This window comes from Myxococcales bacterium, from assembly GCA_016717005.1.
Lineage (GTDB): Bacteria > Myxococcota_A > Polyangia > Haliangiales > Haliangiaceae > UBA2376.
In genome coordinates this window covers 25,297-48,595 of sequence record JADJUF010000023.1, presented here as the reverse complement: position 1 = coordinate 48,595, position 23,299 = coordinate 25,297, and the positions used below count along the sequence as shown (strand labels likewise).

19 protein-coding genes and 1 pseudogene are annotated in these 23,299 nt (G+C 75.8%); 11 read left to right on the top strand and 9 right to left on the bottom strand.

What is annotated here, in order from left to right; all coding sequences use genetic code 11:
- Positions 1-129 precede the first annotated feature (129 nt).
- From IPL61_20425 to IPL61_20405, 5 genes are all read left to right on the top strand, one after another.
- Positions 130-741, top strand: coding sequence for a sigma-70 family RNA polymerase sigma factor (locus IPL61_20425; protein MBK9033596.1), 612 nt, complete (start codon positions 130-132; stop codon positions 739-741).
- Positions 734-1,999, top strand: a complete 1,266-nt coding sequence (locus IPL61_20420; GenBank protein ID MBK9033595.1) for a FecR domain-containing protein — start codon at positions 734-736, stop codon at positions 1,997-1,999. Before IPL61_20425 ends, IPL61_20420 begins: the two co-directional genes overlap by 8 nt.
- 525 nt (positions 2,000-2,524) lie before the next feature.
- Positions 2,525-2,968 carry a hypothetical protein gene (locus tag IPL61_20415; GenBank protein MBK9033594.1) on the top strand — a complete coding sequence of 148 codons (444 nt, stop codon included), beginning with the start codon at positions 2,525-2,527 and terminating at the stop codon, positions 2,966-2,968.
- On the top strand, positions 2,965-3,657 hold the full coding sequence (locus IPL61_20410) for a hypothetical protein (GenBank protein MBK9033593.1): 693 nt from the start codon (positions 2,965-2,967) through the stop codon (positions 3,655-3,657). The genes IPL61_20415 and IPL61_20410 overlap by 4 nt, the downstream gene beginning before the upstream one ends.
- A 49-nt stretch (positions 3,658-3,706) precedes the next feature.
- Positions 3,707-4,783 carry a hypothetical protein gene (locus IPL61_20405; GenBank protein ID MBK9033592.1) on the top strand — a complete coding sequence of 359 codons (1,077 nt, stop codon included), beginning with the start codon at positions 3,707-3,709 and terminating at the stop codon, positions 4,781-4,783.
- 67 nt (positions 4,784-4,850) lie between these two features.
- Here the strand turns inward: IPL61_20405 and IPL61_20400 are convergent, their stop codons facing one another.
- Together IPL61_20400 and asnS are read right to left on the bottom strand one after the other, a co-directional pair.
- Positions 4,851-5,447 (bottom strand): hypothetical protein, encoded by a 597-nt coding sequence (locus IPL61_20400; GenBank protein MBK9033591.1) that lies wholly within the window; start codon positions 5,445-5,447, stop codon positions 4,851-4,853.
- 101 nt (positions 5,448-5,548) lie between these two features.
- On the bottom strand, positions 5,549-6,946 hold the full coding sequence (gene asnS / locus IPL61_20395) for an asparagine--tRNA ligase (GenBank protein MBK9033590.1): 1,398 nt from the start codon (positions 6,944-6,946) through the stop codon (positions 5,549-5,551).
- 87 nt (positions 6,947-7,033) lie between these two features.
- On the opposite strand from asnS, the gene IPL61_20390 reads away from it, so the two are divergent.
- Genes IPL61_20390 through IPL61_20375 form a run of 4 tightly spaced genes read left to right on the top strand, consistent with a single transcriptional unit; the run spans position 7,034 to position 12,216 of the window.
- A complete protein-coding gene (locus IPL61_20390; protein MBK9033589.1) occupies positions 7,034-9,154 on the top strand; it encodes a protein kinase in 2,121 nt (706 codons plus the stop codon).
- A 37-nt stretch (positions 9,155-9,191) separates the two neighbouring features.
- Complete coding sequence (locus tag IPL61_20385; protein ID MBK9033588.1) at positions 9,192-10,616, top strand: hypothetical protein; 1,425 nt, start codon at positions 9,192-9,194, stop codon at positions 10,614-10,616.
- Positions 10,613-11,803, top strand: coding sequence for an Hsp70 family protein (locus tag IPL61_20380; protein MBK9033587.1), 1,191 nt, complete (start codon positions 10,613-10,615; stop codon positions 11,801-11,803). The genes IPL61_20385 and IPL61_20380 overlap by 4 nt, the downstream gene beginning before the upstream one ends.
- The gene (locus IPL61_20375; protein ID MBK9033586.1) at positions 11,800-12,216 is read left to right on the top strand and encodes a thioredoxin family protein; all 417 of its coding nucleotides are present in this window, start codon (positions 11,800-11,802) and stop codon (positions 12,214-12,216) included. Before IPL61_20380 ends, IPL61_20375 begins: the two co-directional genes overlap by 4 nt.
- Positions 12,217-12,225: 9 nt before the next feature.
- On the opposite strand, the gene IPL61_20370 is transcribed toward IPL61_20375, so the two are convergent.
- The 5 genes and pseudogenes from IPL61_20370 to IPL61_20350 form a co-directional block, all read right to left on the bottom strand.
- On the bottom strand, positions 12,226-13,392 hold the full coding sequence (locus IPL61_20370) for a CAP domain-containing protein (protein MBK9033585.1): 1,167 nt from the start codon (positions 13,390-13,392) through the stop codon (positions 12,226-12,228).
- 59 nt (positions 13,393-13,451) lie between these two features.
- Positions 13,452-14,492, bottom strand: coding sequence for an ROK family protein (locus IPL61_20365; GenBank protein ID MBK9033584.1), 1,041 nt, complete (start codon positions 14,490-14,492; stop codon positions 13,452-13,454).
- A pseudogene (locus IPL61_20360) lies at positions 14,411-15,780 on the bottom strand (phosphomannomutase/phosphoglucomutase). Before IPL61_20360 ends, IPL61_20365 begins: the two are co-directional and overlap by 82 nt.
- Before the next feature lie 12 nt (positions 15,781-15,792).
- Positions 15,793-16,848: a mannose-1-phosphate guanylyltransferase gene (locus IPL61_20355; protein ID MBK9033583.1), complete on the bottom strand. Its 1,056-nt coding sequence runs from the start codon at positions 16,846-16,848 to the stop codon at positions 15,793-15,795.
- A 369-nt stretch (positions 16,849-17,217) separates the two neighbouring features.
- Positions 17,218-18,213, bottom strand: a complete 996-nt coding sequence (locus IPL61_20350) for a hypothetical protein (GenBank protein ID MBK9033582.1) — start codon at positions 18,211-18,213, stop codon at positions 17,218-17,220.
- Positions 18,214-18,438: 225 nt separating this feature from the next.
- Here IPL61_20350 and IPL61_20345 point away from each other — a divergent pair, with 225 nt between their 5' ends.
- Both IPL61_20345 and IPL61_20340 read left to right on the top strand, forming a co-directional pair.
- Positions 18,439-21,168, top strand: a complete 2,730-nt coding sequence (locus tag IPL61_20345; GenBank protein MBK9033581.1) for a carboxypeptidase regulatory-like domain-containing protein — start codon at positions 18,439-18,441, stop codon at positions 21,166-21,168.
- A 39-nt stretch (positions 21,169-21,207) separates the two neighbouring features.
- Positions 21,208-21,558, top strand: coding sequence for a hypothetical protein (locus IPL61_20340; protein MBK9033580.1), 351 nt, complete (start codon positions 21,208-21,210; stop codon positions 21,556-21,558).
- Positions 21,559-21,607: 49 nt separating this feature from the next.
- Here the strand turns inward: IPL61_20340 and IPL61_20335 are convergent, their stop codons facing one another.
- Both IPL61_20335 and IPL61_20330 read right to left on the bottom strand, forming a co-directional pair.
- Positions 21,608-22,510, bottom strand: coding sequence for an enoyl-[acyl-carrier-protein] reductase (locus tag IPL61_20335; protein MBK9033579.1), 903 nt, complete (start codon positions 22,508-22,510; stop codon positions 21,608-21,610).
- 49 nt (positions 22,511-22,559) lie between these two features.
- A complete protein-coding gene (locus tag IPL61_20330; protein ID MBK9033578.1) occupies positions 22,560-23,234 on the bottom strand; it encodes a hypothetical protein in 675 nt (224 codons plus the stop codon).
- Positions 23,235-23,299 lie beyond the last annotated feature (65 nt).

The window sequence follows — 23,299 nt, the reverse complement described above, 5'->3', positions numbered from 1 at the left end:
GCCGCGGTCGCGCGCCGAACGCGAACCCCGGTGGCGGGAGCTGGCGTAGGATCGCGGCGCGCCCCCGCCGTGTCGCGGCCCACGTTTCCGTGAGCCGTTTCAGTCGGCTGGGGGCTCCAGTCGATGACCGTGTCTGCGATCGCCCTCCGCCCAGCATCGACCCCCGGCCCGCGCGTCGTCGACGTGACCGGCGCGGTGGCGATCACCGACGCCGAGCTGGTGGCCCGGGCCCGGGCCCGGGACGCGTGGGCCGAGGAGATGATCTACCGGCGCCACGCGCCCCAGGTCGCGAGCACCGCGCGCCGCCTGCTGCGCGACCCGGTCGAGGCCGCCGACGTGGTCCAGGAGACCTTCTTGATCGCGTTCCAGAAGCTCGAGGCCCTGGCCGAGCCGGCCGCGCTGCGGGGCTGGCTGGCGCGGATCGCGGTGTCGCGCGTGCACCGGCGCTGGCGCTGGCGGCGCGTGCGGTTCTGGTCGGCGATGGTCGACGACGAGTCGCTGGCGGAGGTCGCCGACGGCGGGGTCGCGCCCGATCGCCGGACCGAGCTGGCGCTGATCGACGGCGCGCTCCGGGCGATGCCGGTCAAGCTGCGCGTGCCGTGGGTGCTCCGCCACGTCATCGGCTACTCGCTCGACGAGGTCGCCACCGCCTGCGACTGTTCGCTGGCCAGCGTCAAGCGCTACCTCGGCCGCGCCGAGGCGGCGGTCGCGGCCCACACCCACGAGGTCGACCATGGCTGAGCGCCCGATCGAGGCCGAGCTCCAGCCCGCGCTCGACGAGGCCGAGCTGGCGCAGGTGTGGCGGCGCGTGCGCGACGCCCAGGCCGAGCGCCGGGTCGCGCCCCGGCGCTGGCGCTACGCGATCGCCACCGGCGTCGCGATCGCGACCGCGGCGGTCCTGCTGGTGGCGTGGCCCCGCGGCGGGCGCCCCGCGCCCGGCGCGCTCGGGGCGGACGTCGCCCTCGCACCGGGCGTCCAGCTCGACGCGCCGTCGGCGCGGACGGTCGCGATGGACGACGGCTCGAAGGTCGCGCTGGCCGCCGACGCGCAGCTCGAGGTGCTGGCCAACGAGGGCGACAAGTTCGTGACCGCGGTGCGCCGCGGCAAGGTCGGCTTCGACGTCCGCCCCGGCGGCCCGCGCCGGTGGGTCATCGAGACCGATCTGGCCACCGTCGAGGTGGTCGGCACCGCGTTCGCGGTCGAGCGCAGCGCGGTCGAGCTCGCGGTCACCGTCGAGCGCGGGGTGGTGCTGGTGCGCGGCGAGCGCGTGCCCGGCCGCGTGGTCCGCCTGACCGCGGGCCAGCGGATCGCGGTGTCGGCGACGGTGGCCGCGGCGCCCGCGGCGCCCGCGCCCGAGGACGACCAGCCGCCGACGGTCGCGCGCGCGCCGTCGCCGCCGAGCCGGCCCGCGCCCGCGATCACCACGGCGCCACCCGCGTCCGCGATCACCACGGCCCCGCCCGCGTCCGCGATCACCACGACCCCGCCCGCGTCCGCGATCACCGCGCCCGCGTCCGCGATCACCGCGCCCGCGCCCGCGATCACGCCCCCACCGCCCGCGCCCGCGATCACCACTGCGCCGCCAGCCGACATCACGCCCCCACCGCCCGCGCCCGCGATCACCACTGCGCCGCCGGCCGACATCATCGCGCGCGCGGACGAGCTGGTCGCCGCCGGTCGTGCCGGGCGCGCCGCCGACGAGCTGACGGCGTACCTCGCCGACGCCCGCGCCGACGCCACCGCCGGGCTCGCGGCGTTCTTGCTCGGCCGGCTCGCGCAAGATCAGCTCGGCCAGGCCGCGCGCGCCGCCGACGCCTTCGCCCGGGTGCGCGCGATCGGCAGTCCGCGCGCGATCCAGGAGGAGGCCCTGGCCCGGCAGGCCCTCGCGCTGGCCCGCGCCGCGCGCCCCGACGACGCCCGCGCCGCGGCGCGCACCTACCTGGCCCAGTACCCCGACGGCGCCCGCGCCGGCGAGATGACCGCCCTGGCCGGTCGGTGATGCGCGCGCACGTCGCGCTGGTGGTCGTCCTCACGCCGGTCGCGCAGGCCTGGGCGCAGCCGACCGTGACCCTCGACGCCTGCGCGTTCGGCAGCGCGGCGCTCGATCGCGCGCTGGCGCAGGAGGGCGCGACCGCCACCACCGTCGTGGTGGCCTGTCGCCCCGACGGGACCGCCACCCTGACGATCACCACCGACGCCGGCGTCCGCACGCGCGAGGTCGATCTGCGCGACGTGCCCCCGCCGCTGGCGCCGCGGGTGGTCGCGCTGGTCGCGACCGCGCTCGAGCTCGAGCGCCCGGTGCCGGCGCCGCTCCCGCCTGCCCCGCCGCCAGACGCGCAGCCGCCCGCGCCGGTGGAGACGACGACGCCGACGCTGCCGACGATGCCGGCGCTGCCGGGTGACGCGCGCGACGCCAGGGGCCCCGGCGCCACCGCGGCCGAGCGGCCGGGGCTGCCCCACGGACGCGCGTCGGTGCTCGAGGGCCGCGGCGCTCGCCGCCCTCGCGTTGATCGGGCGCGCGCTCGTGCGCAGCTACGACGGCGTGCCGCTGTGGGGCGCCGGCGTCGGCGTCGGGCGCGGCCCGCTCGCGCTCGGCGTCCACGCCGCGGCGACCTCGGTGACCCACCGCATCGGGCAGGCGACGCCGTGGCTGGTCGGCGTCGACCTCGCGGTCACGGTCGCGTGCGCCCAGGGCCGACCGATCACCTGCGTCGGCGCGCGCGTCGACGTGTCGCGGCAGACCGTCGCGGCCACTAGCTCGGATCCGGCGGTGATGGCCACGTCGATCGCCACGACCGCGGTCCACGGCGCCGCCGAGCTGTCGTTCACGCTGCCGATCGCGCGGGCCGAGGTCACCGCGACCGTCGCGGTCGGCGGCGGCTCGGGCCTGGTCGCCCGCGCCAACTCGACCCCGCTGGTGTCGCTGGCCGGCTGGACCGTCGGCGGCGCGGTCGAGGTGCGGCGATGATCCGCGCGGCGGTGGTGGTCGTGGTGCTCGCGCTGGGCGCGTGCGTCACCGAGGACGCCGACGTCCTCACCGACGGCACGCCGCTGACCTCGTGCGCCGACGTCCCCGGCCGCACCAGCGACACCCAGGCGTGCGTCTTCAGCGGCGTGTGCGCGCTGCCCGATCGCACCGACCCGGCCTGCTGCCAGACGATCGCCACCTGCGCCGGGGGCACGCTGGCGCTGACGCCCTACTGCGAGCCCGGCTGCGCCACCTGCACCGATGATCGCGCGTGCGCGCCGGGCGTGCAGCTGTGCGAAGGCGACCAGTGCGTCGCCTGTCCCGACCCGTCGATGTGCCCGCCGTGCCCGAGCGGGCTCGCGCCGCTGGTGCGCAACGGCTGCCCGACCTGCACGTGCGCGCCCGCCAGCGAGTGCGGCAGCGATCCCACCCAGTGCCCCGGTGAGGAGTGCTACCCGGGCATCGTCTGCGCGCCGGGGTGCATGCCCGGCGACCCGAGCTGCTGCGCCAACGTGTGCGCGGCGCCCGGATGCCCGAGCCCGGCGCCGCTCGGCTGCGACACGAGCTGCGCGCCGGCCGAGACGTGCATGACCTGCGTCACCGGCGCGTGCGACTGTGTGATGGGGCAATGGCAGTGCACCGCGGTCTGCGGCGACCGCACCGGCGTGTGTTTTCAGCCGACCCCGTGAGCTGTTTTCTGGTGGTGGCGGCTCTCCCCACCATCACCCAGGAGGTTCCATGTTCGCTCGGTCAAGACTTCGCTTCGCGCTCGCCCTGGTGGTCGGCGCTGGTCTCGCAGGATGTTCGATGTACGCCGACGGCTCGTCGGACCACCTGCTCGGCGATCCCGACGCCACCGGCCAGTGCGTCCACGACACGATCGCCGAGTGCTACCTGAACCAGCTCCCCGCTGACGTCTGCGCTGATCTGGTCCTGACCCGGTGCGACCTGGGCGGCCCCGGGCCCTCGGACCCGACCTGCTACGACGAGGTCATGCGCGCCTGCCTCGACAGCGGCGGCGATCCGATGCTCTGCGACCTGCGCGCCAGCGAGTCGTGCGACGGCCCCGGCCCCGGCCCCGATCCCGACTGCTTCGATCGGGTCTTCAACGAGTGCGTCGGGATGAACGGCGACGACCAGCAGTGCGCGGCCTACGCCGATCAGGTCTGCTACGGCACGCCGTGCGACCCCAGCGATCCGATGTGCACGCCGAGCTGCGTGCCCGGCGATCCGTCGTGTGGACCAGGCGACCCCGACTGCTTCGATCGGGTGTTCGCCGAGTGCGTCGCCTCCGGCCGCGACCCGATGACCTGCGCCGACGCCGCCGCCCAGACGTGCGGCTCGACGCCGTGCGATCCGAACACCGACCCGAGCTGCGGCGGCCCGTCGTGCCACGACCAGGTGCTGCGCGACTGTCTCCAGGCCGGCGGCGATCCGATGTCGTGCGAGCTGCGCGCGACCTCGGTCTGCGAGCCGCCGCCGCCGTGCGATCCGGCGACCGACCCGACCTGCGGCCCGTGGCCGTGCCCGGCCGGCGATCCGATGTGCCCGCCGCCGCCGTGCGATCCGGCGACCGACCCGACCTGCGGCGGACCGTCGTGCCACGATCAGGTGCTGCGCGACTGCCTGATCCAGGGCCTCGATCCGATGACCTGCGAGCAGCTCGCGACCGACGCCTGCAACGAGCCGCCGCCGCCGTGTTCCCCCGGCGATCCGATGTGCACCCCGTGGCCGTGCCCGGCCGGCGATCCGATGTGCACCCCGCCGCCGCCGCCGCCGTGCCACCCCGGCGATCCGATGTGCACCTACCCCTGAGCACGCCCGCGCGCTGATCGCCCGGCCCGACGCCACCCGCGCCGGGCCGCGCGCCTTTCGGCGCGCCTCAGGCGCCGCCGATCACCAGCAGCGTGATCTCGTCGAGCGTGCGGCCGTCGACCAGGCCGGCCGCGACCGCGCCCAGCGTGGCGTGGGCGACCAGATCGTCGACGGCGCCGGCGGTGTAGACCACCGCGGCCGCCACCAGCGCCGGCGCCAGCACGACGGCGCGATCGAGCGCCGTCACGAGCGTGCCGTCGCGGATCCACGCCCGCTCGATCGCCACCGGCCCGCGCGCGACCACGACGTCGCACGCGCACGCCTCGGTCAGCGACGCGCCCCGCCCGCCGACCGCGAGCGCGGTGCGCGCCGCCACGACCGGATCGCCGTCGAACACGCGCAGCTCGCGCGGCGCCGCGTAGGCGCGCTGGGTCGCGACCACCGCCGGCGCGAGGTCGCGCAGGCCGACCAGCCCCATCGTCCGCGGCGTGCCGACCGCGAGGAACTTGGCCGCGAGCCCGGCCAGCCCGGCCAGCTCGGCGCCCGGCTCGAGCGGCGCCTCGGCCGGGCGCCCCAGCGCCAGCGCGCCCTGGCGTCGCTCGACGGCGTCGAGCCACCCGCGCGCACGGTCGGGATCGATCATCGGCGGCAGCGAGGACTCCATGCGCAGCTAGCTTTCCTCCGCCGGGGCGGACGTGGACGGGTCCGGATCACGCCGGCGCTCGACGGCACCCGCGGCCGCGCGCGCGACGGCGCCGGACGGAATCAGTACTCGGCCTGGCGCGGCGCCCGCGGGAACGGGATCACGTCGCGGATGTTCTCGACGCCGGTCGCGTACTGGATCGCGCGCTCGAACCCGAGCCCGAAGCCGGCGTGGGGCACGGTGCCATAGCGGCGCAGGTCGCGGTACCAGCCGTAGTCGTCCTTGGGCAGGCCCATCGCGTCCATGCGAGCGTCGAGCACGTCGAGCCGCTCCTCGCGCTGGCTGCCGCCGATGATCTCGCCGATGCCGGGCGCCAGCACGTCCATGGCCGCGACGGTCTTCCCGTCGTCGTTCATGCGCATGTAGAACGCCTTGATGTCCTTCGGATAGTTCAGCACCGCGAGCGGGCCCCTGACGACCTCGTCGGTGAGGAACCGCTCGTGCTCGGCCTGCAGGTCCATGCCCCAGCTGACCGGGAACTCGAACTTCTTGCCGGAGCGCTCGAGCTCCTTGATCGCGTCGCCGTAGTCCATGCGCGTGAAGGTCGAGTCGACCAGCGCGGTCAGGCGCGCGCGGCAGGTCGGGTCGACGAACTTCTCGAAGAACGCGAGGTCGTCGGCGCGCTCGACCAGGAGCGTCTTGTAGATCGACTTCAGGAACGCCTCGGCCAGGTCGGCGTCGGCCGCCAGGTCGGCGAACGCCAGCTCCGGCTCGATCATCCAGAACTCGGCCAGGTGGCGCCGGGTGTTGGAGTTCTCGGCCCGGAAGGTCGGCCCGAACGTGTAGACCCGGCTCATGGCCATGCAGTAGGTCTCGACGTTGAGCTGGCCCGACACCGTCAGGTGGGCCTGCTTGCCGAAGAAGTCCTTGTCCCAGTCGACGCCGCCGGCGGCGGTGCGCGGCGGGTTGGCGGCGTCGAGCGTCGACACCCGGAACATCTGGCCGGCGCCCTCGGCGTCCGACGCGGTGATGATCGGCGTGTGGATCCAGAAGAAGCCGTGCTCGTCGAAGAAGCGGTGCACCGCCATCGCCAGCGAGTGCCGGACCCGGGTCACGGCGCCGATGATGTTGGTGCGCGGGCGCAGGTGCGCGACCTCGCGCAGGTACTCCATCGTGTGGCGCTTGGGCTGCATCGGGTAGGTGTCGGGGTCGTCGACCCAGCCGACCACCTCGATCGCCGTGGCCCGCACCTCGACCGCCTGGCCCTTGCCCTGCGACGCGATCAGCTCGCCGGTGGCCCGGACCGCGCAGCCGGTCGTGAGCTTGCCGACGGTCTCGGCGAAGTCGGGCAGCTCGGCCGGCGCGACCACCTGCAGCGGGTCGAAGCACGAGCCGTCGTGGACGGCGATGAACGACACGCCGGCCTTGGAGTCGCGGCGGGTGCGGACCCAGCCCTCGACCACGACGTGGGTGCCGACCGGGACCTGACCCGAGAAGATCGACGCGATCCGGTGCTTCATGAGGCCCGGCAGATACCACGATTCGCCGCGCGATTCTCGCGTCGCCGGAGCGCGCGCCAGCGACGCCGCGGCGGTATAGTCACGCCCGTGGTACGTCCCGCCGGGCAACGGTCCCTCGCCGGTTTCACCGTCGGCGATCTGCTCGCCCGTCAGGTGTACGGCGACCTCTATCGCGCCAGCGGCGAAGGCCGCCGCGAGGTGCGCCTGCTGGTGGTCGACGCGCCCCTGGCCGCCGATCCGCGCTTCGGCGACGCGCTCGCGGCCGGGTCCGCGTCGCTGCTGGGCGCGTTCCACCACCGCGCGGTCGTCGGCACCGTCGTCGTCGCCAAGGACGGCAAGGATCTGGTGATCGTCACCGAGGCGGTGCGCGGCGCCCGCACGCTCGACGACATCCTCGACGGCGCCGGCGGGCGCGGCCTGCCGCCGCGGGTGGCCGCGGCGATCGCGCGCTCGGTGATCGACGGCGTCGCCACCGCCCACGCGGTCGGCATCACCCACGGCGCGCTGCACCCGCGCAGCATCCTGATCGACGACGACGGCGCGGTGCGCGTGACCGACTTCGCGGTCGGGCACGCGGCGATGGCGGCGGCGGCGGCCGGCTCCGAGGCCATGTCGCTGCGCGGGTTCGGCGGGTACCTCGCGCCCGAGGTCGCGCTCGGCGACGTCCCGGGTCCGGTCGCCGACGTCTACGCGATGGGCGCGCTCTTGTTCACGCTGCTGTCGGGCGCGACCCCGCCCGGGACGATCAACACGACGCCGGCGGTCGAGCGCCTGGTGCAGCGCGCGCTCGACACCGATCTCCATCGGCGCTTCGCCAACGCGATCGAGCTGCAGGAGAACTTCTCCGAGGCGCTCGAGGACGACCGCTGGGATGTGGCCACGCCGGCGGAGGTCCACCGCGCGCTCGCCGACCTGGGCCCGGCCCCGGCGCCCGACGGCGACGACGGCATCGAGGACCTGCTGGCGAGCCTGCCCGGCACGGTCGAGGTCACCCGCCCGACCGCCACCGGCGCCCCCGCCGCGCCGCCGACGCCCCCGCCCGAGGCCACGCTCGACGCGCCGATCGCGCGGCGGGCGTCCCGCGGCGGCGGTGGCCTCGACGCGCTGCTCGACGATCTCGACGAGAGCGCCGACGACGCGCTGACCCACGTCGACGACGGCCCCGGCCAGGCCGCGCGCGATCCGATCTCCGAGCTGATCGCGATGACCCCGGCGCCGGCGCCCGAGCTCGACCCGCCCGCCCGGGCCCGGCGGGCGCCCGTGCTGGCGGCGCCGGAGCCGACCGGCGAGACCCTCGCCGCCGCGCCCGATCCATCGGGCGAGACCGTCGCGCCCGCGCCTGTACCTGAGCCCGCGCCCGCGCCGCCGAAGCCGCGGCGGGTCGCGACGCCGATGACCGAGGTCGTGCCCGAGCTCGCGCCGCCGCGGCTGACCAGCCCGTGGAAGTCGTGGGTGATCGGCGGGATCTCGGTGGCCGTGCTGGCCGGGGGAGGCTACGTCCTCGTGACCGGGATGAACCGGCAGGGCAAGGAGATCGAGGAGGGCAAGGCCGAGGCGGCGCGCAAGCGGGCCGAGACCGAGGCCGCGAACCGCGAGCTCGAGCAGCGCCTGCGCGACAACAAGGCCAAGCCCGGCAACATCACGGTGCGCTCGACGCCCGATCTCGCGACGGTGTGGTTGCTGCTCGGCCGCGCGCCGTTCGAGTCGATCCAGCTCGCGACCACCACCATCTGGGAGCTGCGGGTCGAGCTCGAGGGCTACCAGCCCCAGGATCTCCACGTGGTCGGGAGCCAGTGGAGCGGCACCGACGACGCGCTCCGCGCCTCGATCACCGTGAAGCTGGCGCCGCTGGCCGGCGACGCCAAGCCGCTGCCGGCGATGCCGGCGGCGCCGACCGCGCGTGAGCAGCCGGGCCCCCCCAAGGGCAAGGGCCGGCTGTCGGTGACGACCGACCCGCCCGGCGCCGCGGTCTACCTGCTGGTCGGGCAGACCAACACGATGGAGCTAGCCGGCGTCGAGGCCGCCCGCGACTACGAGTTCAAGCTGACCCGCGACGGCTCGGTCCCCGGCTTCGTCCGGGTCGCCGCCGAGGACTGGCGCAACGGCGGCGATCCCAACGTGCCGCTGCGCGGCGCCCCGCTGCACGGCTCGATCGAGCGATCGGTCGAGCTGGTGCCAGCCCCGACCAGGCCAGGCAAGCCGCGATGACGGGCCCGCGGCGGGTCGGCCGGATGGACCCGGCGCGATGACGCCGCCGCGCCTGTTGCGGGTGCGGTGCGCGCGGTGGGATCAGGTCGACGCGTTCCTGCGCAAGAAGCTCCGGCCCGACGGTCGGCTGTCGATGAAGGTGCCGTTCAGCGCCGAGGTCGGCGCGCCGGTGACGCTGGCGATCGAGCTGCCCAACCAGATCGTCGTCTCGCTCGACGGCGCGGTCGGCGCGCCCGACCAGCGCGACCGGGCCGACGCCGCGGTCGTGATCCTCGCGGGCGCGCGCGCCGCGATCGAGCGCCTCCAGGCCATGCTGGCCGACGCGCGCGCGGGCGGCGACGACGGCGACCTCTCGACGACGCTGGCGGCCCGCGAGTCGCACCTGCGCAAGCTGCGGCAGCAGGCCGCGCACGAGGTCCTCGGCTGCAGCCGCGGGCCCACGCTCGAGGAGCTGCGCGCGGCGTGGCGGCAGCGGCTCCGGCGCGAGCACCCCGACGCGGTCGCCCGCCACCGCAGCGCGGCCCTGCGGCTGACCGCCGAGGAGGCGATGATCCACATCACGCGCGCCTACGAGCGCATGCGGGCCACCGTCTGCGCCGACCACCGCGCGGTGATCGCGGGCACGGGCGTGCGCACCGTCGGCTCGCTCGAGATCGAGGCCGCGGCCAGCGACAGCTTCGACGTCGAGCCGCTGACGCCGCCAGTCCACGACACGGTCGAGGTCAACACCGGCCGTGGTCCACGCGTCGCCGCCCCGGGCCGCGCCACCACCCCGCCGCCGGGCCGCGCCACCACCCCGCCGCCGGGCCGGACCACCGCGCCGCCGCCGGTCCGGACCACCGCGCCGCCGCCGATCCGCGCCACCGCGCCGCCGCCGATCCGCGCCACCGCGCCGCCGCCGGTCCGGACCACCGCGCCGCCGCCGATCCGCGCCACCGCGCCGCCGCCGGTCCGGACCACCGCGCCGCCGCCGAGCGGGCCGCCGCTGATCGATCTCGACGGCAACCTCGAGCTGCCGCTGCCCGCGCCGCCGACGCCGATGGCGCTCGAGCTCGACCTGCCCGCGCCGCCGCGCGCGTCCGCGACCTCACCGCCGCCGGCGCGCGCCGCGTCCGCCGCCACCGCCACCGTCGAGCAGTCGCTGCGCCAGGCGCGCTCGGGGCCGGGCGATCGGTTCGTGCGCGCGATCCGCGAGCGCCTGGTCGCCGGCGACCACGACGGCGCCGCGCAGCTGGCGTCGGCCGCCAGCCAGGTGTACCCGCGCGATCGCCGCCTCGCGGCCCTGGTCGAGGTCGCCGCGGCCCAGGCCGCGTGCGGGCGCGGCGATCGCGACCAGGCGGTCGCCGCGGTGCGCGCGGCGCTGACGCTCGATCCCGACGGCGACGAGGCCCGGCGCGTGCTGGCCGCGCTCCAGCAAGGCGCGCCGCTCGACGCGACCCTGATCGGCGAGGCGTACCGATGACCCACGCGCTCGGCCTCGACCTCGGCACCACCTGGCTGCGCGCCGCGACGCTGGTCGACGATCGCGTCGAGCTGGCGGTGACCCTGCCGGCCGCGATCGGCTTCGCCGACGGCGCCGCGCGCACCGGCGCCGACCTCGACCTGTGCCGCGCCGGGCAGCAGCTCGACGCGATCGTGCCGTGGCTGGCGCGGGCCGCGTCCGACGGCGTCGCCGGCGTCGCGTGGCCGGTCGTCGATGGCCGCCGGCGCTCGCCGGTCGAGCTGGTCGCGCACCTGGTCCGGGCCGTCGTCGTCGCGACCGAGGCGAAGTTCGGCCCCGTGCGCGGCGCGGTCGTCGCCGTCCCGGTCGCGCTCGGCGCGCTCGAGCGCCGGGTCCTGCGCGACGCGGTCATCGCCGCGGGCGTGCCGGCCGTGCGCCTGCTGGCGGCGCCGGCGGCCGCCGCGCTGGCCGTGGCCGACGATCGCCCCGCCCGCGTGCTGGTGATCGACGTCGGGACCGCCGCGGTGCGCGCCGCCGTGGTCGAGCACGTCGACGGCGTGATCGACGTGCTGGCGCACGCCCGGGTGCCGGTCGGGCCGACCGCGATCGCCGACGCCTGCGCCCGGGCGCTGGCCGCGGCCGCGGTCACGGCCGACGGGCTGTCCGACGCGATCGTGATCGGCGGCGGCGCGCTCGACGCGGCGCTGGTCGCGCGCACGCTGGCCGGCTTCCCGCACGCCGGCCGACCGATCGAGCGGCCCGAGACCGCGCTGGCCTGCGGCGCCGCCCGGGCCGCGCGCATGTTCCTCGACGAGCCCGCGGCGGTGTGCGTCGACGTGATCGAGCCCGGCTTCTCGCTCGGCGCCGGCAGCGCGCTGACCTCGATGATCCCGACCGGCGCGATCGCGCCGACCCGCGAGGTCCGGCTGATCGCGCGCGATCGACCCGATCGGGCCGCGATCGACCTCGAGCTGTGGGAGGACACCGTGCCGCCGCGGCCGTACGGTCGCTACCAGATCGGCGGCCTGCCGCTCGGCACCGGCGCCATCGCCGCGTGCGAGGTCACGGTCGACGTCGACCGCATCCCGCGCATCGAGGCCAGCGATCTGGTCAACGGCGGCGCGCTCGACGTCACGCCGGTGGTCGAGGTCGGCCTCGGCCCCGACGACCTCGCCGCGCTCCGCGCCGTCGTCACGGGTGGATCGTGAGGGGGCGGATCGCGGTCGTCGTCGCGGTGGCCGCGCTCGGGTGCCGCCCGCGCCCGGTCGCGCCGGCGCCGCCGCCGCAGTTCCTGGCGATCAACGCGCCGGGCGAGCTGGTCGACGTCGAGGCCGCGCTCGTGCCGGGCCTGGTCACCGTCGTCGACTTCCGCGCCGACTGGTGCGGCGCGTGCGAGGTGGTCGACGCCAACCTGCGCGAGGCGATCACCGGTGACGCGCGCATCGTCGTACGCACGGTCGACGTCGGCGACGGCGCGACCCCGATCGCCGGCGCCTACGGCATCCGCGGCCTGCCGCACGTGCTGATCGTCGATCGCGCCGGGGCGCTGCGCTACCGCCTGGTCGGCAACGACGCGCTGACCGTCGGCGCGCTGGCCCGGCAGGTCGCCGACGAGCCCTGACGGCCACGGTCACAGCGGCTCGAACAGGAGCTGCGTGACGTAGAAGGTGCCGGGCGCTCGCGGCGCCGGGGCCAGGCCGACCGCGCCCTGCCGCGCGCGCTCGGCGAGCAGGTTGTGGCGGTGCCCGGGGCTGGCCATGAACGCGACGTGGACCCGCGCGGGCCCGTCGGCCAGGCCGACGTTCTCGAAGGTCTCGCGCGCCGGCAGCCCCGCGCGCGCCACCCGGTCGGCCAGGGTCTCGCCGTCCGGCGCGACGTGGCCGAGGAACCCCAGCGCGGCCATCCGCCCGGCGTGACGCCGCGCCAGGGCGTGGGCCTGGGGATCCCAGATCACCGCCACCAGCCCCGCGGCGACCCGCTCGCGGTTGAGCAGTTCGAACAGCCGCTCCTCGATCTCGACCGCGGTGGCGGCCGGCGGCCCCAGCTCGACCGCGCCCGCCGCCAGCGGCGTCAGCGGTCCGCAGACGTTGACCACGCGCGCGACCAGGCGCTCGCCGGCGTCGAGCTCGATCGCGCGGGTGCCGCCGCCGGCGCAGTCGACCTCGAGGCGCGCCTCGCCCATGGCGGCGGTCACCGGGACCCGGCGCGTGGTCGTGGTGGTGACGTCGAAGGCGTGCGGCGGCGCCGCCCAGGTCCACGGCACGACCACCCGCGCGATCGCGCCGTGCTGCTCGATCGCGATCGGCTGGCTCGGCGGCGGCATCGCGACCACGGCGACGACCCGGTCGGCGCCGACGCCGGCCTCGGCCACGCCGACCGTCGCGACCCCCGCCTGCGCCCGCAGCTCGGCCAGCGCCGGCACCAGCTGCGCCCGCACGGTCAGGTCGTCGCCGCGGGCGGTGAGGACGTGCGGGTCCAGGCCCGAGCGCACCTGCGCGGCCATCGCCTCGCGCAGCTCGGTCGCGCCGACCACGTAGGTCGCGCTGGCGGTCATCGCCGCGACCCGAGCGACCTCGTCGAGGGCCGGGTCGAGGCGCGGCACCGCCCGCTCGACCTGCCCGCGCGCGGTCGCCGCGGCGCGGACCTCGTCGAGCACCGGCGCGACCGGCGGGCCGGCGCGATCCGCCGGCGCGCCCCGGGGCCCGGCCTCGCTCGGCGCGGGCGCGACCGGCGCGGGCGCGACCGGCGCACCGGCGCACGCGGCCAGGACGATCACGACCGCGGCGCGACGCACCATGCCCACCAGCATGCCACCGCCGCCGACGGCCGCCGCACCGAAGTCGCCGGCGCGCGCGGCTACGCGCCGAACGTCGACACGCCGTCGCGGGCCAGCAGCGCCGCGCCGACCAGCCCGGCGTCGTCGCCGAGCGCGGCGTCGACGATCGTCAGCGGCCGCAGCACCGCGATCGGCGCCACCGCCGGCAGCTCGGCCACGAGCCGCGCGCGCAACCGCGGCGACCGCCCCAGCACGCCGCCGCCGAGCACCAGCCGGTCGGGGTTGAGCACCGTCACCGCGTTGCCGATCGCCAGCGCCAGCCACCGCCCGCACTCGTCCAGGAGCGCCCGGGCCCAGGGGTCGACGTCGGCCAGCGCGTCGACGTGCCCGGGGTGGGCGGCGTCGGCGCCGCCGGCCGCGGCCGCCACCGCCGGGCTGGCCCCGGCCGCCAGCTCGCGCCGGATGCGGGCCTGCAGCGCCGCGCCGCCGACGTAGGCCTCGACGCAGCCGCGCGCGCCGCACCCGCACGGCGCCGCGTCGGCGCCGCTGGCCACCTTGACGTGCCCGAGCTCGCCGGCGCAGTTGCTGGCGCCCTCGGCCAGCGTGCCGTTGACGACCAGCCCGGCGCCGAGGCCCGTGCCGACGAACACCGCCAGCAGATCGCGCGCGCCGCGGCCGGCCCCGGCCGCGAACTCGCCGTACGCGATCGCGTTGACGTCGTTGTAGACGCCGAGCGGGTGGCGCGGGCCTAGCCGGGCCGCGAGCTGCGCGCCGAAGTCGACGTCACGCCAGCCGAGGTTGGGCGCGTTGACCACCGTGCCGCGGCGATCGCCCAGCATCGCCGCGACCCCGACGCCGACCGGCGCCGACGCCGCGCCCGCCGGCGCCACCTCGGCCACCGCGGCGGCGATCGCGTCGACGACCTCGGCCACCGACCGGCGCTCGCCCAGCACCCGGCGGACGCTGGCGGTGATCGCGCCGTCGACCACCGCGGCGACCCGCAGGTTGGTGCCGCCCAGATCGACCCCGACGACGGCGGTCACGCCGCGACCGCCGCGGCGATCGCGTCCTCGATGATGGTCCGGATCTCGGACAGCCGGGCGGCGGTGGTGGCCTCGCAGCGCAGCACCAGCGCCGGCTGGGTGTTCGAGGCCCGGCACAGCCCCCAGCCGTCGGCGAACCGCGCGCGCACGCCGTCGAGATCGATCACCTCGAGCACGTCGGCGCGGGCCCGCATCGCCGCGGTCGTCGCCGCCACCACCGCGAACTTGCGATCGTCGGGGCACTCGACCCGCACCTCCGGCGTCGTGAACGTCACTGGCAGCCGGCGGGCGATCGCGGTCAGCGTCTCGTCGCCGCGGGTCAGCACCTCGAGCAGCCGAGCCCCGGCGTAGATCGCGTCGTCGAACCCGAACCAGCGGTGCGCGAAGAACAGGTGCCCGCTCATCTCGCCCGCCAGCGCCGCCCCGATCGCCTTCATCCGCGCCTTGATCAGCGAGTGGCCGACCTTCCACATCTCGGCGACGCCGCCGGCGCGGGTCAGCTCGTCGAACATCACCTGCGAGCACTTGACCTCGCCGACGAAGCGCGCGCCCGGCACCTCGGCCAGCAGCGCCTGCCCGAGGATGATCATGAGCTGGTCCCCCACAGGATCCGGCCGTCGCCGGTGACCGCGCCCAGCCGATCGGCGTCGCCGTCGAGCGCCAGGCCCAGCTCGGCGCCCTCGGCCGCGACCGTCGCGATCAGATCGGCCAGGTTGGCCGGCACGGTCGGGTCGGGGTGGTGGTGCGGGAAGCGGCCGTCGAGCTCGCAGTAGAGCGGCACCACGTCGAAGCCGAGCCGCCGGTACAGCGCCAGCGCGGTCGGCCCGCCGGCGCCGTTGCCCGCGTCGAGCACCAGCCTCGGCCGGCGCGGGCCCAGCCGGAGGCCGGCCACGGCCGCGTCGAGGTACGCCGGCGTGACGTCGTGCTCGACCACGGTGCCGATCGCGGGGCCGGCCGGCGGCGCCGCCTCGATCCACCGCCGCAGCCCGGCGATCTCGTCGCCGAAAAGCGAGGCGCGCCCGCACAGCAGCTTGAAGCCGTTGTCCTCGGCCGGGTTGTGGCTGCCGGTGATCATCGCGGCGCCGTCGACGTCGAGCGTGTGGGCCGCGAAGTACAGGACCGGCGTCGGCACGCCGCCGACATCGACCACGTCGGCGCCGCAGGTGAGGCCCGCGACCAGCGCGTCGCGCAGCCGCGGCGAGGTCAGCCGGCAGTCGCGCCCGACCGCGACCCGTGGCCGCCGCCCGCCGGTGGTGGCCGCGACCCGCGCCGCCAGCGCCCGACCGAGCGCGTGGGCCAGCGGATCATCGAGATCGCGCGCGGCCACGCCGCGGATGTCGTACTCACGGAAGATGCGCGCGTTCATGGAGCGCGCATCCTACAAGAAGCGCGCGAGCCCGGCCGCGCCCAGCGCGTCGACGGCGGCCCGGACCTCCTGCGCCCGCGCCACCGGCACCACCAGCACCGCGTCGCCGGCGCGGATGACCGCGAGCCCGCTGACCCCGACCAGCGCGACCACCGCGTCGGGATCCGCGACGACCAGGTTGTCGTGGCCGTCGACGACCACCGCCGCGCCGATCGTGGCGTTGCCGCGCCCGTCGTGGGCCGCGAGCTCGGCGACCGTCGTCCACGAGCCGACGTCGCTCCACCCGAACGCGCCGGGCACCGCCACGACGCCGGCGGTCCGCTCCATGACGCCGACGTCGATCGACACCGACGGCAGGCCCGGGTAGTGGGCCGCGGTCGCGGCCGCGCCGTCCTCGCCCGCGGCCAGCGCCGCGGCGATCGCCCGCATCGCGGCCCCGGTCGCCGGCAGCCAGCGATCGAGCTCGTCGAGCAGCCGGGCCGCGCGCACGAAGAACATGCCGCCGTTCCACAGGTGCCGGCCGCTGGCCAGGTACGCGGCCGCGCGCGCGGCGTCGGGCTTCTCGACGAACCGCGCCACCGGCCGCACGCCCGGCGCGACCTCGCCGTCGCCCAGCTCCAGGTAGCCGAAGCCGGTGTCGGGCCGGGTCGGGGCGATCCCCACGGTGGCGATCACGTCGGTCCGCTCGGCGATCGCGAACGCGCGCTCGATCGCGACGCCGAACGCGACCGGATCGCCGATGTGATGGTCGGCCGGGAACGCGCCGATCACCGCGTCGGGATCGCGCGCCAGCGCGTGGACCGCGGCCAGCCCCAGCGCCGCGGCGGTGTTGCGCGCGGCCGGCTCGGCCACGATCTCGACGTCGGTCACCGCGCCCGCGACCAGGGCCGCCTGCTCGGCCGCGGTGACCACGAGCACCCGCGTCGCCGCCGCCCGGGCCCGGGCCACGGTCGCGCCGATCAGCGTGTCGCCGCCCGTGAGCGCCAGGAACTGCTTGGGCAGCGCGCGCCGGCTCGCCGGCCACAGCCGGGTCCCGCTGCCGCCGGCGAGGATGACCGCACATCGCATGGCGGCATCGTCGGAGAGCCCCCGCCACCGCGCAAGCGCCGCCCACCGATTCCGGAACCGGAGCCGGAACCGGAACCGGAGCCGGAACCGGAACCGGAGTCGGAACCGGAACCGGAGTCGGAACCGGAACCGGAACCGGAGCCCGAGCCGGAACCGGAACCGGAACCGGAACCGAGCCAGAACCGGAGCCGGCGTCGGCGCCGGACCCGGCGTCGGAGCCGGAACCGGAACCGGAACCGGTGTCGGAGCCGGACCGGCGTCGGAGTTAGCGCGCGAGCCGAAAACGACGATGGGCGCCCTGCGGCGCCCACCCCCTGGCCTGGTCTCAGGGAGACCTGCCAGTCACTCCGCTGAGATCCTCCGCTCAGATCACTGCGGGACGGTGAACGTGCCCTTGGTGGCGAGGACGCCGATGCCGAGCGAGACGGCGTCGTTGGTGCCGTCCTTGTTGACGTCGATGTCGGTGGTCAGCAGGCTGTTGAGCGTCGAGGTGACCTCGGCCAGCGAGACCACGCAGTCGCGCGGCATCGCGGTGTCCAGGAAGCCGAGCACGCTCGCGCCGGTCGAGCCGCTCGGGCAGCCGCACATCGGCGGGGTCCGGGTCCCGACGCAGTCGCGATCGACGAGGTCGGTGACGATGCCCTGGATCGCCGGGTGGATCTTGCTCTCGATGTCGGTCTGCAGGATCGCGCCGCCGAGCTTGCTGCCGGCGCCGAAGCCGTTGGCCGACACGTTGATCTCGGCCTTGGCCAGCGTGAGCGGCAGGTCGAGCGGCGGGCTGCCGGCGTTGAGCGACAGCTGCAGGTTGATCGTGCCGGGGCCGCCGGAGAACTTGCCGGCCATGATCCGGCCCGCGAGCTTGGCGTCGGTCTGGGTGCCGGCCTCGATGGTGAACATGCCGGTGCCGTCGAGGTGGTGGCGGCAGACCGTGTCGTTGGCGTCGGTGCACGCCGCGGGGGTCGCGGTGGTGCCGTCGCCGATGTAGACCCACATGCCCGCGCCGTTGGCGTTGGTCAGGTCGGTCGCCTTGACGTTGGCGAGCAGCAGGACCGAGGCGGTGTCGACCGACTCGTCGAGCGAGGTCTGGAGGTCGAGGCCGGGCGCGATGCCGCGGAGCGAGCCCAGGAAGGTGCCGAGCTGGTTGTCGATGCCGTTGTTCGAATCGCCGGCCACATCGTCGATGTCGAGGCCGAGCATGGTCGCCTCGTTGGCGCTGGCCGGCAGCTGCACCTTGCTGACCACGAAGGTGTTGTCGGTGCCGGTGATGACGTCGTCGCCACCGCCGTCGTCGCCGCCGCAGGCGACGAGGCCAGCCGAGACGATCGAGCCAAGGAACAGAACGGACGTGCGATTGACTAGTCTCATCGAGAATTCTCCCCAGTGAACAGCGGTGAAAGTTCCGGCTGTTCTATCGCGGGTGAACGCCCCACACAAGAACAGAGCGCCAGCGTCGCAGGGATCGTGACGGGTCCCATGGAAGCACCGCGTCGAACCCAGGGCTTACCGCGCCTTACCGGATGCCAGTAGGGTCACGTTCTCGGCCATCTGCGAGAAACCCCCGCGCCGCGACGTCTGTCATAGTGCGCACCGATGAAGCCTCGCTCGCTCGCCGCCGTCGCGGCCATCCTCGTCGCCGTCGCCGCCGTCTGGTTCTTCGCGCTCCGCAAGGGGCCGGGCAAGGCCACGCCGAAGCCGTCCACGCCCGGCGTCGCCGCCGGCACCGGCGCCGGCTCGACGCGTCCGCCCGGGCCCGATCGCCCGGACCGCGGCGGCGACCGCGACACGCCGATCCTGATCGACGACGATCCCGCCGGCGAGCTGCGGCTCGAGGGCCTCGTGCTCGACGCCAACGACAAGCCGGTCGCCGACGCCACGGTCGTGGTCTCGACCAACCCGTCGCGCCAGGCCACGACCGACACCGACGGCAGCTTCGCCTTCGACAAGCTGGTCGGCCGCCCCTACACGCTGGTCGCGCGCGCGCCGGGCGGCGTCGGTGGCCCCACCACCGCCAAGCTGACCGCGACCAGCGATCCGGTCGTGCTGCACCTGCGGCCGGCCGGGTCGGTCAAGGTCACCGTGGTCGAGAAGAAGGACGCGCCGGTCGCGGGCGCCACGGTCGAGCTGCGCGGCCTCGATCAGCAGACGATGCAGACCGGCGCCGACGGCGTCGCCACGTTCCCGGTCGTGGCGGCCGGCGGCTACGAGGTCGTGGCCGCGGCGCCTGGGTTCGCGCCCAGCCGCCAGTTCACGCGGATCGCGGCCGTGCCCGAGGAGCTGACGCTGGCGCTCGTGGCCGGCGCGGCGGTCGCGGGCCGGGTCGTCGACGACACCGGCGCGGCCGTGGCCGGCGCCCGGGTCGCGTACTCGGGCGCGTCCGACTGGAGCGTCCAGGCCGACGAGCGCAAGGACGGCGTGGTCACCGACGCCACCGGCCGCTTCACGTTCGCGGCGCTGCCGGCCGGCAGCTTCCGCTTCGTCGCGCGCCACGAGCGCTTCGCCCCCGGCACCAGCGCGATCGTCACGCTCGACGGCAGCCACGCCACCGACGGCGTCGAGATCAAGCTCACCGGCGGGGCGACGATCGCCGGCAAGGTCGTCGACGACCACGGCGGGCCGGTCGCGAGCGCGCAGGTCCGGATCGCGGTCGCCAGCCGCGGCATGATCGGCAGCGAGCCGCGCCAGGTGTTCTCCGACAGCGACGGCCGGTTCGTCATCGCCGGCCTGCCCAAGAAGCCGCTCGACGCGGTCGCGATCGCCGAGTCCGGCTCGTCCAAGAACGTCGCGGTCGACGCGTCGGGCGGCGACGTCGGCGACGTCGTCCTGACGATCGATCAGACCGGCACGATCGCCGGCGTCGTCGTCGACAAGGCCGGCGAGCCGATCGCGGGCGCGCAGGTGTCGGCGTTCCCGGACTTCCGATCGGGCACCAGCGGCGACCCCGGCCAGTTCCGGCTGCGCGGCTTCCCGCAGGAGCTGACCAACGCCGGCGGCGAGTTCAAGCTGGTCGGCCTCGCGCCCGGCGCGTACATGGTCCGGGCCAGCCGCAACCCGACCGCGCGGGGCCGCGTGGTCGGCTTCGAGGGCGAGAAGGCCGAGACCGGCACCACCGGCCTGCGCATCGTGCTGCCGCTCGAGGGCGGCATCAAGGGCAAGGTCGCGTTCGCCGACGGCACCGTCCCGACCCCGTTCACCGTCGGCGTCGGCTTCGCCAGCGAGCCGGTCGCCAGCAAGGACGGCCGGTTCGAGCTGCACGATCTGCCGCCGCAGAAGTACCAGCTCACGATCCGCGGCGGCGAGTTCGATCCCCGGACCGTCGAGGTCACCGTCGAGGAGGGCCAGATCGCCGACGCCGGCGACATCGTCGTCAAGAAGGGCCGCGTCATCGCCGGCCGGGTCACGATGCGGGGCCAGCCGGTGGTCGGCGCGATGGTCTACGCCGGCGGCCAGATCTTCGGCACCGGCAGCTCGAACACCGCGGCGATGGGCGGCCCGCCCGGCCGCGGCGGCAGCCGCGAGGCCACGACCGACGAGGAGGGCAAGTTCCGGATCTCGGGCCTGGGCCCGGCGCCGCTGGCGGTGGTGGCCGAGCACCCCGACCTCGGCCGCTCGGCGGCGGTGCGCCTCGTGCGCGGCGCGCCCAACGAACAGGCGCTCGAGCTGACCCTGGCCGGCTGGGGCGTGCTGACCGGCAAGGTCATCGACGACGCCGGCCCGGCCGAGAACACGATCATCACCGCGCAGTCGGCCAACGTGCCCAACGCGATGTACTCGGTCGCCAGCGGCGACGACGGCACCTTCCGCTTCGACAAGCTCGCGCCCGACACCTACAAGGTGTCGGCGATGCTCGGCAACCCGATGCGCGGCATGGCGTTCTACTCCAAGCAGGTCGTGGTCGGGCCCGACCAGCCGGCCACGGTCGACCTCGCGGTCGAGACCGGCTCGGTCTCGGTCGCGCTCAAGGTCACCGCGAGCAACGGGGACGTCCAGGGCGGCGTCGGCTGGCTGATCAGCGGCGTCGTCGCCGCGACCAACGTCGACGAGCTCAACCTGATCGCCGGCCAGCAACAGGCCGGGACGACCAAGTTCGGGCTGCTCATGGGCGGGCGCCCGGCCTCGTTCGAGGGCGTGCGGCCCGGCAGCTACACGGCGTGCACCGCGGTGCTCCCGGCCGGCCTCCAGCCGATGCAGGGCATGCAGTACTTCCAGAACCACGCGACCGATCTGCCGGTGCTGTGCAAGGCGGCGCAGGTCACCGCCGCCCCGGCGACGCAGACGATCGAGCTCGCCACCACGCTGCCGGCGCTGGTGCCCGACCCGTGATTTCTTGACTCGCCGGGCCCCGCCCTCGATAACCGACCCGTGCGCGCCTCGATCGTCCTCGCCTGTGTCCTGGCCGTGGCCGCGTGCAAGCGGCCGCCCGCCGGCGAGCGCACCTGCGCCCAGGTCGGCGCGCGCTTCTACGCCATCGCCCACGCCCAGGTCGACCAGTCCCAGGAGCTGACCAAGGGCGAGCGCGCCGGCGTGATCAGCATGCTGGCGCCGATGCGCGACTCGATGGTGCGGGCGTGCACCGACGATCACTGGGCGGCGCTGGCCCGGGCCTGCTTCACCGACGCCGCCGACCAGGCGGCGTTCTACGCGTGCGAGGGCCAGCTGTCGCCCGAGCAGCGGGCGCTCCTGGCCAAGCACGCCGCCGGCGCCAGCAAGTAGCCGCCGCCGGCTTGGGGTCAGGCCGGCTTCGGGTCAGGCCGGCTTCGGGTCAGGCCGGCTTGGCGCCCTCGCGATCGACCGCGAGGCCCATCGCGTGGAAGCCCATGTCGACGTACAGCGTCGTGCCCGTGATGCCCTCGGCCAGCGGCGACGCCAGGAACGCGGCGCTGGCGCCGACGTGCGCCGCGGTGATCGGCCGGGCGATCGGCGCGTTGCGCGTGGCGTAGTCGACCATCTGGTCGATGAAGCCGATGGCCGAGGCCGCACGCGACGCGAACGGGCCAGCCGAGATCACGTTGACCCGGTGGCCGTGGGCGCGCCCGACCTCGTACGCGAGCGTGCGGGTGTCGCTCTCGAGCGCGGCCTTGGCCGACGCCATGCCGCCGCCGTAGCCGGGCACGACCCGCTGGCTGGCCATGTACGACAGCGACAGGAACGATCCGCCGGCCGGCATGATCGGCGCGAACGCCTGGACCATCGACACGAACGAGTAGGCCGAGGCCGAGATCGCGGCCAGGTAGCCCTTGCGGCTGGTCTCCGACAGCGGCTTCTTGACCTCGGGGCCGTTGGCGAGGCTGTGGACCACGATGTCGACGCCGCCGAAGTCGGCCTGGACCTGGGCGGCGACGCCGCCGATCGTGAAGTCGCCGCAGTCGCGGTAGCGCCGCGACTCGCGGACCTCGGCCGGCACCTCGTCGAGGCGATCGTACTCGGCGTCGAGCGGGTAGATCTTCGCGAACTCCATCTTGGCGCCGTCGGCCAAGGCCAGCGACGCGTCGAACTTGCCGCGCGCGAGCATGGTCTGGAAGATGGTCAGCGCCGGCGGCCAGGTGCCGACGCACACGGTCGCGCCAGCCTCGACCAGGGCCTTGGCGATCGCGAAGCCGAAACCGCCGTCGTCGGCGACGCCGGCCACCAGGGCACGCTTGCCGGTGAGATCGATACGGAGCATGGCGAGGTCATCGCCCGGCCCGGCCCGCGCTGTCAATTCGCCGCGGGTCTCACACGCCGCCGTCGCCGCCGTCGGGCAGCGCCGCGCACGTCCCGGGCTGGTAGTCGGCGGCGCACTGGCACGGGCAGTCCCAGGCCGGGTCGACGCCCTCGCAGCTCGGCACGATCGTCACCGAGGTCATGGCCTGGCGGCCGTCGTCGTCGACGCTCAGCTCGAGCAGCCACGGCTGATCGAACAGGTCCCGGGTCGCGGCCGCGGCCGGACACACCGCGAGGTTGGCCATCGAGAAGAAGTGCGCCTCGACCGGCACGCCCCAGCCGTCGACGCCGACGCGCAGCTGCGCCGGTCGGGACTCCAGGCCGACGACCTGGTTGGTGCCCGGATCCCGCAGCGCCGCGGTGAGCTGGACCGCGCAGCCGTCGACGTTCTTCGCCCGCACGCCGACCAGCAAGATGATGCCGCCCTGGGGCGGCGCGATCATCCGGACCACCGCGCCGTCGGTGAGCACCGTGCCGTCGGGGCCGGCCGCGGAGATCGGCGCCAGCTCGATCGGCGCGGTCCGATCGCCGATCACCGGATCGCACATGAACGGATCGGGCCCGTCGCCGTCGTCGCGGTCACGGCCACCGCCGTCGAGCGGCCCGTCGCCGCCGCCGCCACACGCGGCCATCGCGGTGAGCGCGGCCAGCGCGGCCTGCGCGGCGAGACGGACGAGCCCAGCCATGACCGACGATCGCCGGTCGCCGCTGGCGACGCCACCGGGGCCCGCGCGATTCGCGCCCTGGTGCG